Raw genomic sequence first — 21,988 nt, 5'->3', positions numbered from 1 at the left:
CGAGGTGGAGCTCGTCCCTCCATTTGCGAAGGGTCCGTGATGGCGTGTTGATTGTTGCCACTTTTTTGGCGGGTTTGACTTCGGTGGGGCGCATATAGGGGTAGCTCGGTCTGGCTGCGGTTTGCGCAGCGGCGGGGCTTAAGCTTTCAAACCCCGTCAACTATGCCCTCAATTCAGTTTATCGCTTCCGAGGAGGCTTCTCTTTTCGCCCTATGAATACCAAGAAGCTCACAGTCTTGGAAAAGGTCGGTTTCGGAGCGGGCGACATGTCCATCAACGTGATGGTCGCCGCTCTGTTCTTCTTCATGTCCTTCTTCTACACGGACATCTTTGGGCTAGATCCGGTGCATATGGGGATCTTGTTCATGGTGGCCCGCTTAGTGGATGCGTTTACGGATCCGATGATGGGCTTGATCACCGACAAGGTAACGACCCGCATGGGACGTTTCCGGCCTTACTTCCTTTACCTTGCGGTGCCCTATGGTGTTTCCATGGTCCTGCTTTTCACTACTCCGGATTGGGACTACGCAGCCAAGCTGGTTTGGGCTTACGCGACCTATCTGCTGGCTACCCTGATGTTCACGGGGGTCGCCATCCCATACATTTCCTACATTGGAGTGCTGACCTCGGATCCGCAGGAGCGTCTTTCGGCCAATGGCTATCGCATGTTTTTTGCCAAGATCGCGAATGTGGTGATCGTGGCGTCGGTACCGATCCTGGCGAAAGCTTGGGGAGGGGACGATCTCGGAAAAGGTTACCAGCTGGCGATGGGTCTGATGTCAGGACTTGGCGTTCTCCTATTGCTGTTTTGCTTCTTTACTACGCGGGAGCGAGTGGAGTACGTGGCGGATCGTCGTCCGATCGGAAGGCAGATCTCATTGCTCTTGAAAAACGACCAATGGCTGGTGCTAGCGGGAGCCTGCATTGTAGGAACGCTCGGATATGCGATTCGCGGCAGCGTGGCGATGTACTACGCGAAGTATTTTCTCAATGGAGACGAAGTGGTTATCTCGGCGTTCACGAGTTCGGGCATAGCGGCTTCGATCGCCTCGATGGTGGCCTCCACTTGGATCACCAAGCGCTATTGCAAGATCGCTCTTTTTCGGTGGTCTCAAATTTTGACCGGGGTGGTCAGCTTGGCCCTGTATGTCTTCGTTACGCCGAACGATATTGTTTTGGCCTTTGCTCTCTACATCCTCCTTTGCTTCGTGGTCGACTTGCATGCTCCGGTTTTCTGGTCCGCTATCGCTGAGGCGGTCGACTACGGTCAGGTCAAGAACGGTGAGCGCGTCTCGGGCTTGGCCTTCGGAGGGATCTCCTTTTGCCAAAAGGCGGGGGGCGGCTTGGCCGGTTTGGTTGGCGGGCTCTTGCTCAGCTATTTCAACTACGAGAAGGACGTGCAGCAAACGGCCTACACTCTCAACGGTATCGCCTTGATGCTGACGGTCATTCCTGGGGGCTTCCACGCTCTGCTTGGAGTGATGATGTTCAAGTATAAGATCACCGATAAGTACTATCACGAGATGGTGGACGACAGCGGGATCTTGAAACCGGCCGAGGTTCAGTCCTAGCGACTGTATCGACAAAATGGATAGGGGAGCGACTGCGAGCGATGGCCCTTGTTTCGATGACTATAGATTTTTTTGATTATGAATGAACGACCCACTCCCTTGATAGAGCAAAGAGCGGATCCGCATATTTTAAAGGCTGCCGATGGGTACTACTATTTTTCGGCTTCGGTTCCCGAGTACGACCGGCTGGAGCTGCGTCGTTCCAAGACGATTGCGGGCTTGGCGGATGCGGAGCGGGTGACGGTTTGGCGGAAGCCGGATGAAGGTCCGTTTTCGGACCTAATCTGGGCTCCGGAGATTCACTATGTTCGCGGGGCGTGGTATATCTACTTCGCGGCAGCGCCGTCTCGAGAAATCAAATACGACCTTTTTCAGCATCGGATGTATGCGATTCATACGGATGCCGCGAACCCGCTGGAAGGGGAGTGGTCGGAGCCGGTGCAAATCGACACGGGGATCGATACGTTTTGTCTCGATGCGACCGTCTTCGAGCATGGAGACGATCTCTTTTATGTCTGGGCCCAGAAAGAAATAGGAATCGAAGGAAATTCGAATCTCTATATCGCAAAAATGGATACGCCCTTGCAGCTTCAAACGAAGCCGGCGCGCTTGAGCATTCCCGAATTTGAGTGGGAAATTCGAGGGTTCTGGGTCAATGAAGGCCCCTCTATTCTAAAGCGGAACGGAAAGGTCTTTTTGTCCTACTCGGCTAGCGCGACGGACGAAAACTATGCGATGGGCCTGTTGTACGCGGACCAGGATAGCGATCTTCTCGATCCTAGCAGCTGGACCAAGAGCAAGGAGCCGGTCTTGGGGTCGAGGCCCGAGCTTAAGCATTTTGGGCCGGGACATAACAGCTTTACCGTATCGGAAGACGGTCAGAAGGACCTGCTCGTGTATCACGCAAGAGAATACACGGAGATCGAAGGAGACCCATTGTGGGATCCGAACCGGCACACCTTTGTGAAAGAGCTCCAATGGGGAGCGGACGGTATGCCAATTTTCGATACGCCAGGTTCCTAGCCAAGGGAGGAAATGAGCATGAAGGGAAAGATTATTTGTTGGGCAGTCGGGCTGAGCGTGATTGCCGCAGTTCAGGCTGACGAGCCAGCAGTCGTATCGAACAAGGTCGATGTGCCCCGAGAAGATGTGGTGGCCCATGATCCGGTCCTTATCAAGGAGGCGGATACCTACTACCTGTTTACCACTGGCCCGGGCGTCTCTGTTTGGAGCTCGCAAGACATGGAGCTCTGGACCATGCAAGCTCCGGTTTTCGATCCGGTTCCCGCTTGGGCTAAGGAGACGGTACCCGGCTTTAACGGACACATGTGGGCTCCGGACATCAGTTACCACGAGGGGCGTTACCTGCTCTACTATTCAGTTTCCACTTTCGGCTCGAACGACTCCTGCATCGGCTTGGCCAGCAATGCTACTCTGGACTCCAGCAGCCCAGATTTCGAGTGGAAGGACCACGGCGTAGTCGTTCGTTCGGAGCCCGGCTTGCAGGATTGGAACGCTATCGATCCGAACTTGGTTTTCGACGAAGAGGGACAGCCTTACCTAGCCTTTGGCTCGTTCTGGAGCGGCTTGAAGCTCGCTCCCTTGACCGACGACCTTTCGGCTCTCAAGCAGGAGGCAGGGAGTCCGGTTTCTATCGCCAGCCGTCGTTATCAGTGGGTGGATTCGGAAGTCGGTGACGCTCCGGTCTTGCAGGAAGGGAACGACGCGATCGAAGGCCCGTTCATCTACCGCAAGGGAGCGTACTACTATCTTTTCGCTTCCGTCGACTTTTGCTGCCGCGGCAAGAACAGCACCTACAAGATGATCTACGGCCGCTCGAAGGACATTCGCGGTCCTTACCTAGACCGGGAAGGCCGCTCGATGCTTGAGGGGGGAGGCACCCTTCTCAAGCGAGGCGATGCTCGCTGGCATGGTGTCGGGCATAACGGAATTTCCAATATCGATGGCGAAGAATACGCCATTTTTCATGGCTACGACGGGGAAACCAAGCGTGGGCTGCCCAAGCTCCACATAGAGGCTCTCAGCTGGACGGAAGACGGCTGGCCGGAGCTCGCTTCCCTGGACGTTCCGTAATGTTTGCCGCCCGCTCGCCAGGGCAGTGATTTAGGGATATAGTAAAAATTGCATATCGCAAAAATTTCTTGGCGGGTCCGCGACGATAACAGCGCATTGGCTAGTGAGGATATCCTCTGCTGATGCCCTTTTAGTTCTCTTTAGACTAAATCAGCTACACCAAAAACTACCATATTAACATGACCCCGAAGATTAATAACCTAGAAGAAAAGGCCCCACTGTTTTCTGCCAAGAGCAAGAAGTCCGTCGGTCTTTCCCTCGCCATGCTCATGGCGATTTCGGGTGGAGCCAGCCAGGCTTTCGCTCAAGAAGATGACGACAAGGTATTCGAACTCGACGCTTTTGTCGTGGAAAACAGTATTCGTGACAGCCTTGCGGCTGGCGTTGAGATCAAAAAGAACAACCGCCAGATGATCGACGCTCTTGTCGCGGAAGACATTGGCAAGTTCCCGGACAACAACGTTGTCGAAGCGCTGCAGCGCGTAGCAGGTGTGCAAACCACGGACCGCGCTCGCGGCGAAGTGAACACGGTTACTATTCGCGGTCTCAACGACGTTACCACTACGGTCAACGGGCGCAACATTTTCACCTCTTCCGGCCGTTCCGTCGCCTTGGCGGACATTCCCGCTTCCTTGGTGAACCGAGTGAACGTTTATAAAACGCGTTCAGCATCCCAGATCGAACACGGGATCGCGGGTGTGATCGACGTGCGCACGCAGCGCCCCTTCAATTTCGATGGTCAGAAGACGGTGATAGCCGCTCGCGGAATTTACTCCGAGCTCGCGGACGAATTTGACCCCAATGTAAGCGCCCTGTTTTCCAACGTGTGGGAAACGGACGGAGGCAAGTTTGGCGCTTTGTTCAACGTGTCCTTCGCGGAGTCGAATTGGACGGACAAGAGCATAACGTCGGGCGCCATGGTTCCTTTCGTGACTGAAAACCCTCCTGCGGACTTCACCTTCGCACCTCTCGAGCGCCTGTTCACCACGCACCCGTCAGCGGTCGAAAATCCGCTGTGGCAGCCTGGACTCGAGGCGGGCTTGCCCTTCAACGAAGGCGCGACCTTGCCCTTGACCCCTGTGAGCGGAGGGGCTACTCAACAAGTTCCCTATTATCTCACGCGTGATGCGGTCTTCTCGGCTGACTTTTACGGCAAGCGAGAGCGCCCTGCTGCCAATCTCTCCCTGCAGTTCGCTCCGGACGACAATTCGACTTACACATTCGAAGCGTTCTATAACGGTTATCGCGAAAGCTTTAACAACAACCTGATGTTCTCCCTTGCGGACTGGTGGGGTAATCCAGGCGATTTCGAGCTGATTCCCGGAACCAATATCATCAAGGAACGTACGGTTGGAAATCCTTTCGCCTTCATGAGTGGAGACCGTACTGAACAGAAGACCGACAGCTACCTCTACGCTCTCTCCGGCGAGTGGCAGGTAGGAAGCAACCTTTCCCTGACGGCGGACCTTTCGCACCAGAAGAGTGATTTTTCGGTAGACTTCCTTGCTATCCAAACGAACCGTATCCCTCCCAGCATTACAGTAGATTTCAATGCGGGTGGCGGCGTTCCTGCCTTCAGCTTCGGCGACAATCCAGACACTCCTATCGACGAGAGCGACCTCACCGTGGCTGAGCTTTGGAACATCGGTCCCTTCTTCGACAACGCGGACCGTGACGAAGGCGACGCTACCGAATTCAAGATCGACGGCGTTTACGAACTCAACGATGGATTCTTCGAGAATATCGCTTTCGGGCTTCGTTATGACATGCGTGGTGCATCCGAAGCGGACTACCGTGGTGCCGTTTCGGATCTGAACCAGCCGTTGGCTAACTATCCGGAAATGCAGTATATTAATTCCGGATACTATGACGGGCGTACCGATATTCCTGCCTCTGCAATGGTTATCAATGCTGATTACCTGAGCGCCGAAAGAGATACGGTTCGCGGCTTGTACGGTTACCCGACATCTTCCGACATCACAATCGCCAAAAACTTCGAAATTGATGAGAAAACGCTTTCCGCCTACCTCCAGACCGACTTCATGGTCGACTTTGGCGACCAGGCTCTCAGCGGCCAATTTGGAGTTCGCTACGTAGAGGTGGATCGTGATCTCGACTTCATCACCTCGACCGCTTCTACCAGTGGTGATTCATTGCTGCCGAACGCAGTTGTTCTCTACGATATCACTCCGGACCTCCGCCTCAGAGCGAGCTACGGGGAAACGGTACGTTACCCAGGGTTTGGCGCGTTGAATCCAAACATCACCTACGTTGAAGACGTAACGAATATTGGATACGGAACTGCATCCGGCGGTAATCCCAACCTGGCCCCGACCGAGTCGAAAAATTATGACCTCTCGCTCGAGCGCTACTTCGGCGACAAGGGCGCGAACATGGTATACGCCACTGCTTTCAAGCGCGAGATTGATGGCCTTGTAATTGACTTCGTGAATCGCGTCACCTTCGAAGGGTACGACTACATCCTCTCGCAGCCAGACAATGCCTCCAACGGTGAGCTGGATGGGATGGAGTTCGGTTTGGTTTGGTTTCCCGAAAACCTTCCCGATTGGGCTGAAGGATTCGGTATCCAGGCTAGCTATACAACACTGGACTCCATTCAGGATATCCCCATCACCAACGATGCAGGCGAGATTGTTGGTACCGATACGACTCCGTTCTTCGCTGTATCCGATTCCTCTTACAGTGTAGTGCTCGCTTATGAAAAGGAGCGTTTCAGCTCTCGTCTGTCCTATGTTTGGAGAGATGATTTCCTACACCACTACGAGGCTCGTCTGTTCGCAAATCCTCTGGGCGTCTACAACACCGCTCAGCAGAGCTTGGACCTGCAGTTCTCCTACAATGTCTCGGATAACATGGTCTTGACGCTCGACGCGACGAACCTCACGGACGAAGAGTTCCACAGTTACTACGAGTATCCAGATACCCACAACTTCGGGAACTGGCTGATCAGCCGCACCATCTCAGTGGGTGCACGTTACTCTTTCTAGTTTGTATTTTGATCGATACAACACTGTGGCAGGACGCTCGGGGGGGCGTCCTGCCTTTTTTTTGTTCGTCAGCAAAAGCAGTGGAATTGCGTCGGACGGATGGTGGAACGTCCGCTCCGCGGCGGCCCCACCTTGGGATGCCTTTACAGGGCCCGAGGCGACACCCGCTGCGTTTGGCGATTTTTGTCGTAGCGAATTATCGAAGGTAGGGCGGACTGGCCCAGTCCGCCGTGGAGAGCGGATCTTGCGTTGCGGCGGTCTGGGCCAGACCGCCCTACCAGTTGCGACTTGCTTACCGAGCGATCCTCTAAGTTCGTGGTCTAGCGTTTCGCGCTGAGGTTTGCGGCTTCCCGGTGCTTGCTGGGCGTGGTGCCGAATGCTTGCCGGAAGGCGCGGCAGAACACGTTGGAGGAGGAGAAGCCGCTGGCCCTGGCGATGCGCTCCAGGGTGAGGTGGGTTGTCTCCAAGAGGCCCCGGGCGTGTTGTAAGCGAAGCTGCCGCAGCACGGCTCCGGGAGCTTGCTGGTAGCGTTGGGAAAAGGAGCGAATGAAGTGTTCGCGGGAGATGCCGCAGGTGGCGGCCACTTCCTTGAGAGTGATGGGGCTGGTGAAGCGGTTGCGCAGCAGGTGGTAGCCGTACTCTACCGGATCGCTGTGCTGGGTGTCGCTTACCTGCTGGCGGTAGATGGCGGTGAGCAAGCGCGTTACCAGTTCCGATTCGTGGTAGCGGTCGAGGAAGTTGCGGGCGTGGAAGCGGTGGAACAGGTCGTCGAAGAGGGTGCAGGACTCGGTGCCTTCCGGCATGGAGAGCACGGAACCGAAGTCGCGCCGGATACGGTTGAACAGCGGGGTGGCGGTGGCGCTGGGATCGATGGAGAGGTAGCGAAGTCGGTAGGGCCGGCTGGCGGTGGCGGGGTAGCCGTAGCGGGAGTTCTCCCTTTGGGTGAAGGCGATGAGGGTTCCGACCGGGAGGGAGTAGCGACCGGTCTCGTTTTCGAAGAATCCCTCTCCGGAGAGGGTGCGCTGCAGGTTGATGCGGTTAGACTCGGAGCGCTTGGAGTTGTCCCAGTAGTAGCTCGTGTCGTGGCGCGTCTCGTCGGCGCCCCCGTCTACTCTAGCAAAAACGTCTTCCCACATTTGGGGATGACGTATCAAGTTTTGCACCGTTGGCGATGTTTTTGGCAGCCGCCCGCGGCACCGAGGCTTGCCGACAAAGCGAAGTGCCCACGGCCGTCCCACCCGTTGAGTTGTCGCTACTTCTTGCTTAGTCGGAGGGCGACGACGTCGTGACTGCCGATCTTTGCTTTGAGGTTTGTGTCCGTATCGCCGAGGTCCTTGCCGGCCCAGAGATCGCGGATTTCGTAGCGCCCGCTGAAGGCGCGATCCATACGGTGCCATTCAACCTCGACTTCCTGCGTTTCGTCCGAGGTGTTGAGAACCACCACTGCCCAGTCCCCCCCTACGAGCGGTTTGACGAAGGTTTCGTATTTTCCTGGTTCGATGCGGTAGCGCCAGCCGGAGACGCCATCGGGGTCTTGATTGAGGGCGATGATGTCCTTGTTGGTAAGGATTTCCACGATCTCAGGGGTGACGCTGCGCATGTCGTTGCCCGCCATGAGAGGGGAGCAGAGAATGGACCAGAGGGTGAAGTGCGAACGGGCTTCGGCGAGGGTGAGGCCGGGATTGCCGACCTCCAGCATGTCGAGATCGTTCCAGCCGCCGGGACCGGCGAATTGGCCGAGTCCGTCGTATCCAGCCCGGGCTGGATCGAGATTGTGGAAACGGTCGAGGATGACCTTGACGCCGCGGGACCATTCTTGTTCGCAGTCCCAGCAGTCGTAAATGTCGCCGGACATTCTCCAGAGGTGACCGACGTCTTGGGCCCATAGCCAGGGCTTGTTTTGGCCCCATTCGCAGATGGAGAAGACAACGGGCCGTCCGGCGGCGTAAAGAGCGTCGCGCATGGTAGTGTAGGCCTCTTGGGCGTCGCGGGTGCCGGTGGCGCACCAGTCGTACTTGAGGTAGTCGACGCCCCAGGAGGCAAAGGTGCGGGCGTCCTGGTACTCGTGCCCTTGGCTGCCGGGGTAGCCGGCGCAGGTGGTCTTGCCGGCGTCGCCGTAGATGCCGAACTTGAAGCCCATGGCGTGCAGCTTGTCGGCGAGGGCCTTGATGCCGGAAGGAAATTTCTCCGGGTCGGCCACGAGGTTGCCGTCGGCGTCGCGTTCGCGCATCGACCAGCAGTCGTCGATGACGATGTACTCGTAGCCGGCGTCGAGCAAGCCGTTGGCCTTCATGGCCTCGGCGGTGTCGAGCACGAGCTGCTCGTTGATGTTGGACTCGAAGGTGTTCCATGAATTCCAGCCCATGGGCGGGGTGAGGGCGAGACCTTCGAACTTTTGGGCCGTAGCAGTTGTGGCCAAGGCTATGGCGGCGGCGAAGCCGATGAGAAGGGAGCGGAGCGAAGCGAACTTCGGTTTTGTTTTTTGATTGGGCGTATCTTTCATAACTTTGAAGCGGGCTTTTATCATCTTGCAGTTATCTTGGCCTTACTCGTCAGAATTGGGGCTCTGTTTGTAATACGAATTGTAGGATGACGAATCGGGGCCCACAAAAAAACGCCCTCCTTCGTTCGAAGAGGGCGTTGCTTAAAGTTGGGTCGCAGGTCCCCAGCCTACTTCTTGCTGAGGCGCAGGGCGAGCACGTCGTGGCTGGCGATGGTGGCCTTGAGCGGCTGGTGGGTGTCGCCGAGATCCTTGCCGGCCCAGAGGTCGCGGATGCTGTACTCGTCGGGGAAGGTTTGCTCCATGCGGTGCCACTCGACGGTGACGTCTTGGGTTTCCTCGGAGGAGTTGAGCACGGTAACGGCCCAGTCTCCGTCGCTTAGCGGCTTGACCCAGATCTCGTACTTGTCGGGGGCGGTGAAGATGCGCCAGCCGGCCACGCCGTCGGGGTCTTGGTTGAGGGCGATGATTTCCTTGTTGGTGAGGATTTCGATGATCTCTGGAGTAGCGACGCGCATGTCGTTGCCGGCCATCAGCGGCGAAGAGATCATGGCCCAGAGGGTGAAGTGCGAACGGGATTCGGCGAGGGTGAGGCCGGGATTGCCGACTTCGAGCATGTCGGCGTCGTTCCAGCCGCCGGGGCCGGCGTACTGGCCGAGTCCGTCGCGTCCTACGACGGAGGGCTTGGCGTCGTGATAGCCGTCGAGTATGGCCTTGAAGCCGCGGGACCACTTGAATTCGCAGTCCCAGCAGTCGTAGATGTCGCCGGAGATGCGCCAGAGGTGGCCGATATCCTGGGCCCATTCCCAGGGCTTGTTGTCGCCCCATTCGCAGATGGAGAAGACGATGGGACGGCCGGCGGCGTGGAGGGCGTCGCGCATGGTGGTGTAGGCTTCCTTGGCGTCGCGAGTGCCGGTGGCGCACCAGTCGTACTTGAGGTAGTCGACGCCCCAGGCGGCGAAGGTGCGTGCGTCTTGGTACTCGTGGCCTTGGCTGCCCGGGTAGCCGGCGCAGGTGGTCTTGCCAGCGTCGCCGTAGATGCCGAACTTGAAGCCCATGGCGTGGAGCTTGTCGGCGAGGGCTTTGATGCCGGAAGGAAATTTCTCGGGGTCGGCTACGAGGTTTCCGTCGGCGTCGCGCTCGCGCAGGGACCAAGTGTCGTCGATGACGATGTACTGGTAGCCGGCGTCCAGCATGCCGTTGGCCTTCATTTCTTCGGCGGTGTCGATAACGAGCTGCTCGTTGATGTTGGACTCGAAGGTGTTCCAGGAATTCCAGCCCATGGGCGGAGTGAGGGCGAGACCTTCGAACTTTTGCGCTTGGGATGTCGCCGCGAGGGCGGCAGCGGCGGCAATGCCGGTCAAGGCGGAACGGAGCAGCTTGCCGCTGCGGGTGAGCGAATGTTTTAGCGTGTTTTGCATGTCTTGGGTTTTGGGGTTCGCTCAACAGCCATGCAGACTTGGGAACGAGTCAAACGATGGAGGTATAAATGTCACATTATGCACATCGCTTCTCACCTTTTATGCAAATTGCGGCGTTGCAGGGGCCATGGCGTGCGCAATGCAGGAAGACGCTCGGTTGCGCCCTATGGCTGGAATCTTTGGAAAAATTTGCGAGGGCGTTAAGGGGCGATGGGCAAGGGCTTTGGCGGCTTTCACGCTTTTCGAAGAGGCGTCGCTGGCACGCCTTAAGCAACCGTTCCGCCCGGAGGTATCAGATTATGAAAACGAATTGGACACGGAGCGTTTTAAGTTTGGGCACGGCTTTCGCAGCGATGGCGAGCATGGCGTGGGGAGCCGGAAACGACAGGAATTCGATCATCGGGGCCGAAGTGGTGGGGGCGGGCGGATACTCTAAACTGGGCACGATCGTAGGGGTGGCTCGCAGCGATCCAGGCGGTCCCGCCCAACTTTACGTAGTGAAGCGGACCGGATTCTTCGGAGGTCGGGGCGTGATTCCTCTCTCTCACGTGGAGGATGAGATGCCGGTGCCGCGTAAAGATGGTAGCACTGGGTATCGCGTAGAAGTGTCGATCAACAAGGCCACCTTCAACAACATCGCCAACTGGGACAAGGAGGAGGCGCTCTCTTCCTACCTTGAGCGCTTGGATTCGATCCTTGGCACGGTCTACGGGCTGCAGCCTGCGACGCTCGACGGATTTGCCCGAAACCTGGTGGTCGACTACGGTAGCGCGGACCGCGAGTCGCAATCGTCTGTCGCGGGGCTTTGAATACGTTTTTGGTGAGGAGTGGTCTGTGGGAGGCGGCTCGACGCAATTGTTGAGCTTGCTGTGCGGCTCACTCGGAGATTGAGACCTACCTTTGCGGACTACTCCACACGGATCGCGGCTCAAGGCCGCTTCCCGCGTTGGAGGCTGGCTTACACCGTGAAGCGGACGGTTTCGCCAGCGGCTCGGTGGTTCGAGTAGAAGTCGGTGCCGTCGTGCGCGAGGGCGCGGGCAGGGAAGGGTATGAGGGCGACGTCTTCGTAGGTTCCGCTCTCGCGATGGATGCGGCCGAGGAAGTAGTCGCCGTTTTCTTCTTCGGCGGTGTTGGCGACGTAGATGTAGTCGCCGACGATGACTTGGCCGCAGATCCCGCGTGGCGCTTCGTAGATTTTGGTGACGCCGCCGTTGGGGGAGAGGGCGAGGACCTTTTGATTGTACCACTGGCTGACGTGCAGGATCTTGCCGTCCCAGCTCAGCTGCGAGCCAGTGTCGTCGGGGCAGGGTAGCTTGAATACGGTATCGAAGCCGTGGCCGGGCATGAGGCGGCGGATATTGCGAAAGTCTTCCTCGGTCTCGCCGCAGAGCACGCGGAGCTCCTCGCCGACCGAGACCATGCCGAAAGGCGTTCCCGGGGCGTCGATCTCGTATTTGACGGACCAGTCTTCCGTATCGATTTGGTAGATACGCTTGTTGGCGAGGGAGCCAAGCCAGAGTGTTTCCCCGTCCCAGGCGAGGGACTGGGGAAGGTCGGCAGGAGCTTTATAGCGGGCGAGTTCTTTGATCGGATTCATGATGAGTGTGGTTGGTTGGGGGTTGCAAGGGATTCGACGTTTACTTTGGTTTGGAGAGAGGGAGCGACTTTGCGCAGGCCTCGAAGCAAGCTTGGATGGCGCGCTCGTGATAGCGGGAGCCGAGGCAGATGAGGCTGTGCGGAAGCTGGCAGCGGAACCCCTCCCAAGCGATGATTTCGCCGCGGGCGAGTTCGTCGCGCACGAGGGCTTCGCCGATGAGGGAGAGGGCGGCGCTATTCTTGACGAAGCGTAGGCAGGTCCCTTCCTCGTCGATGGTATAGCGTCGCTCGATATTGAGTTCATGGGCTGTCACGATGCGATCCATGAGCTGGTAGTAGCTGCAGTCGGGCGTCTTGAAAACCCATGGGAGCGTTTGCAGGTCGCGCCAGTCGGTGGTTTGCAGCGCGTCCTTGAATTTTGGAGACGCGATGACGAGAATGGCGTTTTCTTGAAACTGGGAGCTGATGATCTTGGGGGAATCGATTTCTCCTTCGTAGAACCCGATGTCGATGTCGCCGTCGAGGATTCCCTTTTTGATATATCCGGAAGAACTGTGCTGGAATTCGAGCTGAAGCTTGGGGCAGGTTTCGGAAAGCGTTTGGGCAATGGTTTCGAGCGGGAGCTCGCCGGAACCGGTGTTGACCCCGATGGTGAGCTTGCCGGAGGGGCTGGACTGGAGGTCTCGGGCGAGCTTGTTGAGGGCGGCGGTTTCCTGGAGGATGGCGTAGGCGCGGCTCAGCAGGGCCTCGCCGTCAGGCGTAATCAGCATGCCTCGGGAACTGCGCTCGAAGAGGGCGATGCCGAGCTCGTCTTCCAGCGCCTTGATGTGGGAACTGACGGAAGGCTGGCTGGAGAACAGCCGCATGGCGGCCTTGGCGAGGGTGCCTTCCTCGGCGACGGCGACGAACGATCTGAGTTGGTAGAGTTCCATGAAGGCGGATTTGCGGACTACTGCTCCTTGTCGGCTGGGTGATTGGTTCTTATGGTGACGATGTTTCCATGAATGAAGAGTTTGAGCCCGGGTTGCGAGTCGCTTTCGGGAAAAGGCGAGATGGCGGGCAGGGACTGGTGCAGCCTGAGGAAGAACTGTTTCAGAGCGTTGAAAAGGCGGGTTCCGTTGGACGATTGTTGTGGTGGCATCGTTCGAGTATGCCACGGTTGCGGTGATCTGGGTAGACGGGCTTTCCGATGCTTGGCTTCGGATCTTCCGAAGGTGGGAGGTTCGTTCCTTAGCAGTTCGTTTTCATGGGACTGGTTTCCTTTGTTTGGGCGAGACGTTTCGACGCCCGCGGAGCGGTCGTCCCACCTGTGCGAGCTGCTGTCACTCCTCGGATTTGCTGAACAAGCGTTTCTCGAGGGCGAAGGAGAAGAGCATTTGCAGGACGAGGGTGGCGCCGAGGAAAAGGGCTCCCCAATTGATTTCCGTGCGCATGATGTGATCGCTCTCAAGGGCGAAAACGACGAGGGCGAGGCCGAAGACGTCCAGCATGCTCCAGCGTTGGGCGAGCTGCGTCCAATAGCTGGGGATGGGATTGTGGGCTTGGGATCTCCAGGCGATAAGGCCAGCGAACCAGACCAGCAAGGGTGTGGCGACGAGGAAGCAAGCGGTGATAAGGGAGGCTAGCCAGGCGCCTTGGGCCCAGAGGGCGGGAATGAGCGTGAGGATGCTGTACTCCCGATTTTTCAGCAGCCAATCCTCGATGCGCAGGAAGGGGAAGGCGAGGGCGGCGACGAGGGTGATGCCTGAGAGGGCGAGGAAGATCCCGCCTTGGCGTCGCTCGGTTCCCGTCTTGGCGGGCGAGTGGGAATTGACCTTGCGAGAGATGAGCTCCCCTGCGGTCATGCTCATGAGGATAGCCGCGATGAAGAAGGTGAGGCCGGGCTGCGGTTGGGCTCCGACGAGGAATTGCTTGGAGGCGAGGGAGAGGATGATGGAGACGAGGAAAACGTCCAGCATGGACCATTTGCCGAGGCGTTCTACCTGGTGGAGCCAGTGGAGGTGACGGGATCGAGTCGGTTCGCTGCCGATGACCCAGAAGAGAGTGCCAAGCTTGGCGAAAGGGAAAAGTATTGAAAATGCAATTACGAGGAGGGACAGGATGTAGAGCCCTTTTTCCCAGAGCAATTCTACGGAATGCATGAGCGTGTAGGCTTCGTTGTCGAGGCCCTTGCGCAAGCGCATGAAGGGGAGGGCGAGGGCTGCAACGTTGCACAGGAGAGAGACGCACAGCAGGGAGCTGATGAGTCGGTTGCGAACGAGTTGCTTTAGGAAGGCTGCCATGGAGGGAGTGGATCGTTGCCATTGATAGCGGGACGTCGGGGAGTCAGGCAAGTTGCGAGTGCTCGCTCATAAGAATTACTAAAAGGGGTGGTTGATCTGCTTCCGGGAGCCGCTAGGTTCTTCTTCCATGAAAGTACCCCACTGCTGCCTCCGTTTCCTCCTTGTGTTGAGTTTTTCCTTCGCCGCCTATGCGGAGACGGAGCGATCGCCCTTTGCGATTCCGGAAACGGACGAGGGCTTGCCGGGGGAGGGAACGATCCGGCGCTACGAGTGGTTCCGGAATTTGTGGGAAGGCCGCCGTTCGGCTTGGGCGAAATCGGCGGAGGCGGATCGCGGCGCGGTGGTATTTTTAGGAGACTCGATCACTCAAGGCTGGGGCGGCGCCTTAGGAGCGGCCTTTCCCGGCATGAAGGTGGCGAATCGGGGTATCAGCGGAGATACTACGCGGGGCGTGTTGATTCGGCTGGAGGAGGACGTGCTCTCGCTCGCCCCAAGCGGAATCGTGCTGTTGATTGGGACCAACGACCTGGACGAAGATGGCACCCCTGAGATTATTGCCGGCAATTTGAAGCTGATTCTGGAAGCGATCGCTGCTTACGATTCCGAGTTGCCGGTGGTCCTTTGCGAGGTATTTCCCAGCCACGCTTCCAAGAACCGTCCAACTGAGCTCATCCAGGAGGTCAACGAGCGGTACCGGAAATTGGTGAAAGGAAACGAGCAGGTTTTGGTATTGGATACCTTTGAGCTTTTCGACGATGGGAGCGGCGACGCGATTCCGGAGCTGTTTCCCGATCTATTGCACTTGAACGAAGCGGGCTACGCCAAGTGGGCGGCGGCGTTGCGTCCGATCCTGGAGGGCTTGGAGCTGTTACCTGTAGAGGAACCCTTTGCTCTCGAGGAAGGATTCGAGTATCTGTTTAACGGATACGACCTGACGGGGTGGGGGTATGAGGTGACCTCGCAAAAAGATATCGCGAGCGCCGCTAAGTGGAAAGCCGCTGACCCTGAGGGCGCGGCGGAGTGGCCGATCGTTGAGGAGCCAGTGGCATTTGACGGGCTCGCAGAGAGTCCTGACGGTCGTTTTGCCGCAGTCAATGGCCGGCTCGTGGTTCGCATCCCCTCCAGCTATCGCAAAATTCAGCAGCTGCACACGACTCGACAGTTTTCCAAGGACTTCGTATTGCGGATGCAGTTTCGGGCGTCGCCCTTTGCGGACAGCGGAGTTTACGTGCGAGGACCGCAGCTGCAGTGTCGAGACTACGCCCTCGCGGGCCCATACGAGGATCTCAAGAACTACAATCCGCAAGGATGGAATGATCTAGAGATCACGGTGCGTGACGGGGTTGCTCGTTGTCTTTGTAACGGCGAAGTGCTCGAAGCGGGTATGCAGGTTCCGGATACGGGATCGATCGGGGTGGAAGGGGACCGTGGTCAAATGGAATACCGGCGGATCAGGCTGAAGGAACTTTAGAGCCTGCAAGGGGAACTGGTTCCGATTGGGGAGGAGGCGGCAGTTCCGAGACTAGATGAAGTACCAAATTCCGATGTAGAGGCCGAGTCCAGCGGCCATGATCGGCCAGTAGTATGATGAGCCTTGTGTGCGGCCGAGCGAAAAGAAGTAGAGAAAGGCGAACACGAAGTTGACGGATGTTGTGATCAGGACTGCGAGTAAGCTGAGCCCTAGGCTGAGCGTGATCGCAAGCTGTACGAGGAAACTCATTACAACGAATGTGATGACGGCGGGCCAATGGTTGTTGCACCGCAGGTTCAATTGGATGCAAAGGGCGAGTAGGAGGGCTTGGAAGTACAGCATGGGATGGGAGTAGATCCTCGCCGGAGTACGAGGCTGGCGCAACAAAGGTGGCTCTAGCTTTTTGAAAATCGACAGCAAATCAAGCTCGGCGGCAACCTTCGAAACGTAGGGCTGCCGCTTGCGGCACGCCGCGTTGCAGGAGGAGCGAGTCGGGACTTGCGGCACGTCGCAAGCGACGGCCCAACAACCAGCAGTGCCTGCTCATTTTTCAGGTAGGCCCTTTTTGACATAGCCCAGTGACGCGTCATGCTTCGAAGGTAGCGCCGAGCTTTAGCCGGCGACCGCACTGCAGGATCTATGAACGTGTCGGCTTAAAGCCTCGGCACTCTGCGGCCGCTGGCTAAAGCTCAGCGCTACGTCGCATGCGACATTCGCCCCGTGACAATCCCTAGTAGGCTTTGTCGAAGAGCTTTTCTTTCACGAGGCGCCAGTCGACGAGTATGATTCCCTCTTCTTCGATGATGGCTTTGGCCTCGTCGCTCATGGACCAGTCGTAGTCAAGCTGACGCCAGCGGGCGCCCCAAAGCGGATGGTTTACGGTGATCGCCTGCATTTCAGCGTGATCGAAGCCGAGGTGCAGCACGAGGAGGTTCAGGCCGGGCTCGAGTTCGCGAAGGTACTGGTTGTAGGAAGTGGCCATTCCCTCTGGAAAGTCGTTGGGGGATGCTCCGTGAATGCTGGTGACTTTGCCGGGCATATCGACGACGGCGGACTTCAGCGCTTGGTTGTCGGAATGAGAGGCGTGATGTTGGTGAAGGCGAACGGGTACGCCGTACTCTTTGCCGAGGCGAAAGTAGAGTTGGGCGATTTCGTCGGTCGCGAGCATGCTGCCCATGTGGCCGTCGAGGTGGGTGAACTCGATGCCGGCTTCACGAGCCGCCTCGATTTGGGAACGGACCTCGGCTTCTATCTCCTGGAGGTCGGCCTTGGCGGCGAAGGTTGCGACGTCGGGATGAAAATGCCCGTGTGCGTCGACGAGGGAAGGCACGGTGTCCGCCCCAAGCATGGGGCCCCACTTAAAGGTTTCCCATTCGGCGGTAAGGGTGATGTGCACGCCGAGATCTGCCTCTGGATTCTTGATTGCGTAGAGGGCAGCTTCCTTGGCCCAGGGGGTGGGCATCATCACGCTCGCGGACGTAACCACGCCTTCTTCCATCGCTTGGAAAGTCGCTACGTTTTCGGAGTGCGCGACGCCAAGGTCGTCCGCGTGAATGATGAGAAGCTTGGCGTCGGCGGGGTAGCCTAGCTGCTCTTGGATGGTGAGGTGTTCGTGGGAAAACAGCGACTTGGCGGCGAGTAGAATGAGTGGGGCAAGTAATATCGGTCGGGGTAGTTTCATGGAACTACCCTCTTTGAAAAAGCGACTTTTGCAAGCGGGGGATCGATAGGGCTATCAGGAAGGGAATCGCCGCGCAAGGCGGCTTCCTACGACGAGAGCCTCAGTTTCCCAGGAGGCGTTTTGTCAGGAAGTCCTGGCAGGCCTCCATGTCTTTCCAGGAGATCGCGACTTTTGCGGTGTAAGGGCCGGCGGGGTCGCGGAGGGTGTATCCATCGTCTGTGACAGAGAAGGTGATTTCTTCGTAGTTGAGCAAGCTGCCATCGTAAGCCATGTAGACCGCGATGTCGTCGAAGAGGGTCGAGGATTGGGTGGCGAAGAACTCGCACTCCATCCACGGAACGCGGGGCGCCCAGACGCAGTAGTTTTCGATGACCGAGCGGAGCAGGTCGTCGTCGGTGGCGCTCCAGATGCGGTGGTAGTTTTCTCCCCCGAGATAAAAGAGGCCACAGGTATCCAGAGGCGTGAGGGTTTTGGATAGCCACTTGGCGGCGATGACGGTGCGGAAGGCATCGGGGTCGACCCGGACGTTGGTTTCGGCCGAGATCTGGGGACTGCCGCCGTATCCGAGATCGAAGCTGCCGTGCATGCCGTAGAAATGACATTTTTCAGCGATTTCGGGTGCTTGCTTTAATGCTGCTGCAAGAGATGGAGGCGGGCCGATAGCGATGACGTTGATGGGACCGTCGGTGGCCTTCACGAAGTCTATGAAGGCTTGGATGCCGTCTTGGTGGACGGTGCCCGGATAGCTTGCCAGATCGTAGTTTTTAACCCAAGGGCCTTGGTGGCGGTGTTGGTCGCCCATGACGCCGTAGTCTTTGCCGAGAGCGATTTCGACGTCGGTGCGATTTGCCGCTTCCAGCACTTTTCCCGTGACCTGCCCGCGGTAGAGAGCTTCGCCGGTTTCGGTGAGCACCATCTTCAGATCGAGCTCAGGAGAGCGCAGGATGTGGGCGAGGGCCCATGTATCATCAATATCACTACCGATGTCGGTGGATAGGATGGTGGGAACGGGCTTGGCAGAGAGGGAAGCGAGGCAGGTCGCTGCAAATGCAATGAGGGTGGCAGTACGTTTCATACAGGGGCAGGTCTTTCGTTATTTTCCAGAAAGGATGAGGAGCCAGTCGTTGGCTGGGGCCTCGTCTCCCGGAGGATCGAAGCGTCCGTCTTCGGGTAGGCTGAAAGGAATGGAATTGCCGTCGCGTGGATTGAACCAGCGAGCAGTTTTAGTCGAAGCGAGGGCTGCGGATTCGATGGCGAGTTCTTGGCCGTTCGGGATGTAGGCCACGATGAGGTCTTTGTCTGCATCGGCTGCAATACTGATGTGTTCCTCTACGGAAACGGGCGGGTCGAGCAACAACTCCGTAGCGGGACGAAGGTCTTGCCAGCGGAAGGATTCGAAGGCCTTTCGCATATGGCCGGCTTGGTAGGATCCAGGATAGTAGATGGCCTCGTTCCAAGGTACGTCAGCGCCGAGCACTGGGTGGAGTCCAGGTCTCCACATTTGCCAGACGCTGTTATGCCCGTAGGTGTGTCCTAGGGCTCCTGCGAGCACGGACCAGTAGCCTGCCCGTCGGCTATGGAAGTCCGTAAAGCGCGGGTTCTCGGTTTTGAAGTCAACGTGAATGTACTCGTAGCACGGCTCGCCATCGAGGGTCGGTTTTGGCGGCGTGAGGGAGAGGTCGCGCTGGATGTATTTGAAATTTGGATTGTGCAGTAAGGCGTGGCTGCTTTGGAACATGTTGAAGTCGAGCCATTCTGCGTCGTGAAAGAACTTCGAGGAGCTGCTCATTCCCGACGGATGGTAGGTGATCAGGTGTCTGCCTCCTGCTGCGGAACGGATACCGCGAGCCATAGCGTGCGTGATTTCGTAATCCTCGGGCTCCTCGGGGGGGCGGTCGCCTCCAAGTATCCAGACGATGGATGCGTCTGCGTACCTTTCGCTCAGGTAGCGACCATATGTTTCAGCGTTTTCAGGGGTGAAGATTTCTGGTCCGACACCCCACTTCAGGTTGAACTTGTCACCCCAAGTAGGGAGCAGTCCGATCACTATGCCGCGTTTGTTGGCGGCGGCGATGATGTTGTCGACGTGTTGGAAATAGGCTTCGTTGGGACGGGTGGGGTCTTGGTCCAAGAGAGGGAGGTCGCCGTTCGCATTGGGAACAGTGAGTCCGGACTGTTCCGCCAGGATGACGGTTTGCACGAGATTGAAGCCTTGGGTTGCGCGAAGGTCGAGGTAGAGTTCGGCTTCCTCCAAGGATAGGCGGTGGAAGAGCTCCCAAGCGGTATCGGCGAGCCAAAAGAAGGGGCGTTCGTTTGTGTCGACGAGGTGTCGCTTGTTTTTGGATACGTGAAGCTGGTTGGGGAGGTAGGGAGCAAGTTTAGCTGTGACCACCACGGGGAAGTGGTCGGACGGGTAGCGTTGGCCGATGAGGTCGCTGTGCACGGCGTTAGACAATAGCTTCGTGCGGGGCGAGGCGAAGATGTAGTCGATACGGCGATCGGCAGGAGCGCTGGGATCGAAGCCGTTGAAGGTTCCTTCGTTTCCGAAGGAGTTGTCGCTAGCGTGCAGGCGACTATCGTTCAGGGATTGGGAAATAAGGCGAATGGGTGGGGACTCAGGGGTGGCGTTGAGGTCGCCCATGAGAAAGTAGTCTTCGGTGGGCGCGACCAGCTCTTTGATGCGATCGAGAAGAAGCTTGGCGCCGTTGAGGCGCGCTGCGGGGACTTCGTGGTCGAAGTGCGTATTGAAAACCCAATACGTGGAACCGGAGGCTCGGTCGCGGAAGTGCCCATAGGTACAGATGCGGCGGTAGTGGGCGCCCCATCCGTAGGAGGGCGATTCGGGCGAATCGGACAGCCAAAAGGTATTCGAAGCGATGACTTCGGTATTGGCAGGCCGGTAGAAGATCGCGCTGAACTCGCCCTCTCGAACACCGTCGTCGCGTCCCACGCCGATGTAAGAGTAGCCCTCCAGCGTTCGTTCGAGGTATTCGATTTGATGGGACAGGCCCTCTTGGATGCCGAGGATGTCGGGGGAAAAGGACTTCACTTGGCTGGCGAGCTGGATCTTGCGTCCGTCCCAGCGGTTGGGGCCGTCGCTTTGCAAATCGAGGCGAATGTTGTAGCTCGCGAGGGTGACTTCCGTGGCACCGACGTTGATTACGCCAAGAATAGAAATCGCAACGAGAAGGGGAAGGTATCTCATATTGTTAGCTTTCCAAGTTTAGCTGGGGGGATGGGGGCAGCGTTCGAGGTTGTCTGGGCTTGAGGCTTGCGTCAATGTGAGAACGGGGCGCGCGTAGGTAAGCGAAAGGTTGAGTTGGGGAAATCTAAGAGCTTTTCCTTCCCGGCCTCGCTCGGTAGTTTATTCTCATGGCTGATATCGTAGTTCTGGGAAGTTTGAACGCAGATCTCGTCGTGAGCGCTGAGCGAGCGCCCGAGGGAGGGGAGACGGTGACAGGCGCCGATTTTGCGGTATTCAATGGCGGCAAGGGGGCTAACCAAGCCTTTGCGGCTGCGCGGCTGGGCGGCGAGGTGGCGATGCTTGGTCGGGTAGGGGACGACGACTATGGGCGCAATCTGAAGGAGGGGCTCGTGACTGTGGGCGCTTCAGTCGAAGGCGTCGCAAGTATTGAAGGAGTCACTACGGGGGTGGCAGCCATTACGGTCGAGGACAGCGGGGAAAATCGGATCGTAGTAGTGCCTGGGGCCAATGGAGCGTATTCGCCAGCCGAGCTGGAAAAGGATGTCGCTTTTTTCGAAGGCGCGAAGCTTGCCCTTTTCCAGCTGGAGACCCCTTTGGAAACGGTTGCCATGGGACTGGACCTTGCCCGGCTGGCAGGCTGCATCACCCTATTGGATCCAGCGCCTGCGAGACGTTTGGAGGATGCGATTTTGAGAAAGGTGGACTACCTGACTCCGAACCTAAGCGAACTTTCGGTCTTGTCGGGAGAATCCTTGGGCGAGGAATCGAGCGAAGCGGAGATCGTGCAGGCGGCCCGCTCGCTCTTGACGTTCGGCGTGGGCAAGGTGCTCGCCAAGCTCGGGGCCCGAGGGGCCGTTTTGGTAGAGGAAAACGGCTACGAGCGCATCTTTGCAGCGAGCGTAAAAGCTGTGGACTCGACGGGCGCGGGAGATTGCTTCAATGGAGCTTTTGCTGCAGCCTTGTCGCGTGGCGTTGTTCCGGTGGAAGCGGCCCGCTTTGCTTGTTCGGCTGCTTCGATGGCGGTGAAGCGGCCGGGGGCCCAGAGCAGTTTTCCCAGCCTAGAGGAGGTGTTGCAAGGCCTTCGCTAAGGCTAAGCCAGCGCTTGCATTCGATTCGCTGGGTGCCTTCCGAACTCTTTTGGATAAGTAAGCAGAGGGTT

18 protein-coding genes are annotated in these 21,988 nt (G+C 57.8%); 7 read left to right on the top strand and 11 right to left on the bottom strand.

Features of this window, described 5'->3' with window-relative positions; genetic code table 11:
• Window positions 1-212 precede the first annotated feature (212 nt).
• The 4 genes from IEN85_RS16665 (at window position 213) to IEN85_RS16650 (ending at window position 6,673) form a co-directional block, all read left to right on the top strand.
• Complete coding sequence (locus IEN85_RS16665) at window positions 213-1,571, top strand: MFS transporter (RefSeq protein WP_191618237.1); 1,359 nt, start codon at window positions 213-215, stop codon at window positions 1,569-1,571.
• Window positions 1,572-1,649: 78 nt separating this feature from the next.
• The gene (locus tag IEN85_RS16660; protein ID WP_191618236.1) at window positions 1,650-2,594 is read left to right on the top strand and encodes a glycoside hydrolase family 43 protein; all 945 of its coding nucleotides are present in this window, start codon (window positions 1,650-1,652) and stop codon (window positions 2,592-2,594) included.
• An 18-nt stretch (window positions 2,595-2,612) separates the two neighbouring features.
• Window positions 2,613-3,665 carry a family 43 glycosylhydrolase gene (locus tag IEN85_RS16655; protein WP_191618235.1) on the top strand — a complete coding sequence of 351 codons (1,053 nt, stop codon included), beginning with the start codon at window positions 2,613-2,615 and terminating at the stop codon, window positions 3,663-3,665.
• Between the two features lie 179 nt (window positions 3,666-3,844).
• Window positions 3,845-6,673, top strand: a complete 2,829-nt coding sequence (locus IEN85_RS16650) for a TonB-dependent receptor (protein WP_224772688.1) — start codon at window positions 3,845-3,847, stop codon at window positions 6,671-6,673.
• A gap of 320 nt (window positions 6,674-6,993) precedes the next feature.
• Here IEN85_RS16650 and IEN85_RS16645 read toward each other — a convergent pair whose 3' ends face one another.
• From IEN85_RS16645 to IEN85_RS16635, 3 genes are all read right to left on the bottom strand, one after another.
• On the bottom strand, window positions 6,994-7,836 hold the full coding sequence (locus tag IEN85_RS16645) for an AraC family transcriptional regulator (RefSeq protein WP_318186629.1): 843 nt from the start codon (window positions 7,834-7,836) through the stop codon (window positions 6,994-6,996).
• An 89-nt stretch (window positions 7,837-7,925) separates the two neighbouring features.
• Window positions 7,926-9,176, bottom strand: coding sequence for a glycoside hydrolase family 27 protein (locus IEN85_RS16640; RefSeq protein ID WP_191618234.1), 1,251 nt, complete (start codon window positions 9,174-9,176; stop codon window positions 7,926-7,928).
• A gap of 167 nt (window positions 9,177-9,343) precedes the next feature.
• Window positions 9,344-10,594: a glycoside hydrolase family 27 protein gene (locus IEN85_RS16635; RefSeq protein ID WP_191618233.1), complete on the bottom strand. Its 1,251-nt coding sequence runs from the start codon at window positions 10,592-10,594 to the stop codon at window positions 9,344-9,346.
• Between the two features lie 299 nt (window positions 10,595-10,893).
• Between IEN85_RS16635 and IEN85_RS16630 the strand changes: the two genes are divergently transcribed.
• Window positions 10,894-11,403 carry a hypothetical protein gene (locus IEN85_RS16630; protein ID WP_191618232.1) on the top strand — a complete coding sequence of 170 codons (510 nt, stop codon included), beginning with the start codon at window positions 10,894-10,896 and terminating at the stop codon, window positions 11,401-11,403.
• A gap of 149 nt (window positions 11,404-11,552) precedes the next feature.
• On the opposite strand, the gene IEN85_RS16625 is transcribed toward IEN85_RS16630, so the two are convergent.
• From IEN85_RS16625 to IEN85_RS16610, 4 genes are all read right to left on the bottom strand, one after another.
• A complete protein-coding gene (locus IEN85_RS16625) occupies window positions 11,553-12,191 on the bottom strand; it encodes an NHL repeat-containing protein (protein ID WP_191618231.1) in 639 nt (212 codons plus the stop codon).
• Between the two features lie 40 nt (window positions 12,192-12,231).
• A complete protein-coding gene (locus tag IEN85_RS16620; RefSeq protein ID WP_191618230.1) occupies window positions 12,232-13,122 on the bottom strand; it encodes a LysR family transcriptional regulator in 891 nt (296 codons plus the stop codon).
• 17 nt (window positions 13,123-13,139) lie between these two features.
• The gene (locus tag IEN85_RS16615; RefSeq protein ID WP_191618229.1) at window positions 13,140-13,331 is read right to left on the bottom strand and encodes a hypothetical protein; all 192 of its coding nucleotides are present in this window, start codon (window positions 13,329-13,331) and stop codon (window positions 13,140-13,142) included.
• A 181-nt stretch (window positions 13,332-13,512) separates the two neighbouring features.
• A complete protein-coding gene (locus tag IEN85_RS16610) occupies window positions 13,513-14,472 on the bottom strand; it encodes a paraquat-inducible protein A (RefSeq protein WP_191618228.1) in 960 nt (319 codons plus the stop codon).
• A gap of 127 nt (window positions 14,473-14,599) precedes the next feature.
• Here IEN85_RS16610 and IEN85_RS16605 point away from each other — a divergent pair, with 127 nt between their 5' ends.
• A complete protein-coding gene (locus IEN85_RS16605) occupies window positions 14,600-15,943 on the top strand; it encodes a GDSL-type esterase/lipase family protein (protein WP_191618227.1) in 1,344 nt (447 codons plus the stop codon).
• Between the two features lie 51 nt (window positions 15,944-15,994).
• Here the strand turns inward: IEN85_RS16605 and IEN85_RS16600 are convergent, their stop codons facing one another.
• From IEN85_RS16600 to IEN85_RS16585, 4 genes are all read right to left on the bottom strand, one after another.
• Window positions 15,995-16,285, bottom strand: coding sequence for a hypothetical protein (locus IEN85_RS16600; RefSeq protein ID WP_191618226.1), 291 nt, complete (start codon window positions 16,283-16,285; stop codon window positions 15,995-15,997).
• Between the two features lie 388 nt (window positions 16,286-16,673).
• The gene (locus IEN85_RS16595; protein WP_191618225.1) at window positions 16,674-17,624 is read right to left on the bottom strand and encodes a polysaccharide deacetylase family protein; all 951 of its coding nucleotides are present in this window, start codon (window positions 17,622-17,624) and stop codon (window positions 16,674-16,676) included.
• A 100-nt stretch (window positions 17,625-17,724) separates the two neighbouring features.
• Window positions 17,725-18,699 carry a nucleoside hydrolase gene (locus IEN85_RS16590; protein ID WP_191618224.1) on the bottom strand — a complete coding sequence of 325 codons (975 nt, stop codon included), beginning with the start codon at window positions 18,697-18,699 and terminating at the stop codon, window positions 17,725-17,727.
• 18 nt (window positions 18,700-18,717) lie between these two features.
• Window positions 18,718-20,829 carry an apiosidase-like domain-containing protein gene (locus IEN85_RS16585; protein WP_191618223.1) on the bottom strand — a complete coding sequence of 704 codons (2,112 nt, stop codon included), beginning with the start codon at window positions 20,827-20,829 and terminating at the stop codon, window positions 18,718-18,720.
• Between the two features lie 167 nt (window positions 20,830-20,996).
• Between IEN85_RS16585 and rbsK the strand changes: the two genes are divergently transcribed.
• Window positions 20,997-21,917: a ribokinase gene (rbsK, locus tag IEN85_RS16580; RefSeq protein WP_191618222.1), complete on the top strand. Its 921-nt coding sequence runs from the start codon at window positions 20,997-20,999 to the stop codon at window positions 21,915-21,917.
• Window positions 21,918-21,988 lie beyond the last annotated feature (71 nt).

Origin of the sequence: Pelagicoccus enzymogenes (genome assembly GCF_014803405.1) — a bacterium.
GTDB classification, from domain to species: Bacteria; Verrucomicrobiota; Verrucomicrobiia; order Opitutales; family Opitutaceae; genus Pelagicoccus; species Pelagicoccus enzymogenes.
The sequence above is the reverse complement of the archived record's forward strand: the minus strand, read 5'-3'. Positions and strand labels throughout refer to the sequence as shown.

What these genes read in the sequence shown, in the direction of transcription:
- IEN85_RS16660 (WP_191618236.1), top strand. Translation starts at nt 1,650, where the DNA reads ATGAATGAACGACCCACTCCCTTGATAGAGCAAAGAGCGGATCCGCAT.
- IEN85_RS16640 (WP_191618234.1), bottom strand. Translation starts at nt 9,176, where the DNA reads ATGAAAGATACGCCCAATCAAAAAACAAAACCGAAGTTCGCTTCGCTC.
- IEN85_RS16655 (WP_191618235.1), top strand. Translation starts at nt 2,613, where the DNA reads ATGAAGGGAAAGATTATTTGTTGGGCAGTCGGGCTGAGCGTGATTGCC.
- IEN85_RS16620 (WP_191618230.1), bottom strand. Translation starts at nt 13,122, where the DNA reads ATGGAACTCTACCAACTCAGATCGTTCGTCGCCGTCGCCGAGGAAGGC.
- IEN85_RS16665 (WP_191618237.1), top strand. Translation starts at nt 213, where the DNA reads ATGAATACCAAGAAGCTCACAGTCTTGGAAAAGGTCGGTTTCGGAGCG.
- IEN85_RS16615 (WP_191618229.1), bottom strand. Translation starts at nt 13,331, where the DNA reads ATGCCACCACAACAATCGTCCAACGGAACCCGCCTTTTCAACGCTCTG.
- IEN85_RS16595 (WP_191618225.1), bottom strand. Translation starts at nt 17,624, where the DNA reads ATGAAACTACCCCGACCGATATTACTTGCCCCACTCATTCTACTCGCC.
- rbsK (WP_191618222.1), top strand. Translation starts at nt 20,997, where the DNA reads ATGGCTGATATCGTAGTTCTGGGAAGTTTGAACGCAGATCTCGTCGTG.
- IEN85_RS16585 (WP_191618223.1), bottom strand. Translation starts at nt 20,829, where the DNA reads ATGAGATACCTTCCCCTTCTCGTTGCGATTTCTATTCTTGGCGTAATC.
- IEN85_RS16600 (WP_191618226.1), bottom strand. Translation starts at nt 16,285, where the DNA reads ATGCTGTACTTCCAAGCCCTCCTACTCGCCCTTTGCATCCAATTGAAC.
- IEN85_RS16605 (WP_191618227.1), top strand. Translation starts at nt 14,600, where the DNA reads ATGAAAGTACCCCACTGCTGCCTCCGTTTCCTCCTTGTGTTGAGTTTT.
- IEN85_RS16610 (WP_191618228.1), bottom strand. Translation starts at nt 14,472, where the DNA reads ATGGCAGCCTTCCTAAAGCAACTCGTTCGCAACCGACTCATCAGCTCC.
- IEN85_RS16635 (WP_191618233.1), bottom strand. Translation starts at nt 10,594, where the DNA reads ATGCAAAACACGCTAAAACATTCGCTCACCCGCAGCGGCAAGCTGCTC.
- IEN85_RS16630 (WP_191618232.1), top strand. Translation starts at nt 10,894, where the DNA reads ATGAAAACGAATTGGACACGGAGCGTTTTAAGTTTGGGCACGGCTTTC.
- IEN85_RS16650 (WP_224772688.1), top strand. Translation starts at nt 3,845, where the DNA reads ATGACCCCGAAGATTAATAACCTAGAAGAAAAGGCCCCACTGTTTTCT.
- IEN85_RS16590 (WP_191618224.1), bottom strand. Translation starts at nt 18,699, where the DNA reads ATGAAACGTACTGCCACCCTCATTGCATTTGCAGCGACCTGCCTCGCT.
- IEN85_RS16625 (WP_191618231.1), bottom strand. Translation starts at nt 12,191, where the DNA reads ATGAATCCGATCAAAGAACTCGCCCGCTATAAAGCTCCTGCCGACCTT.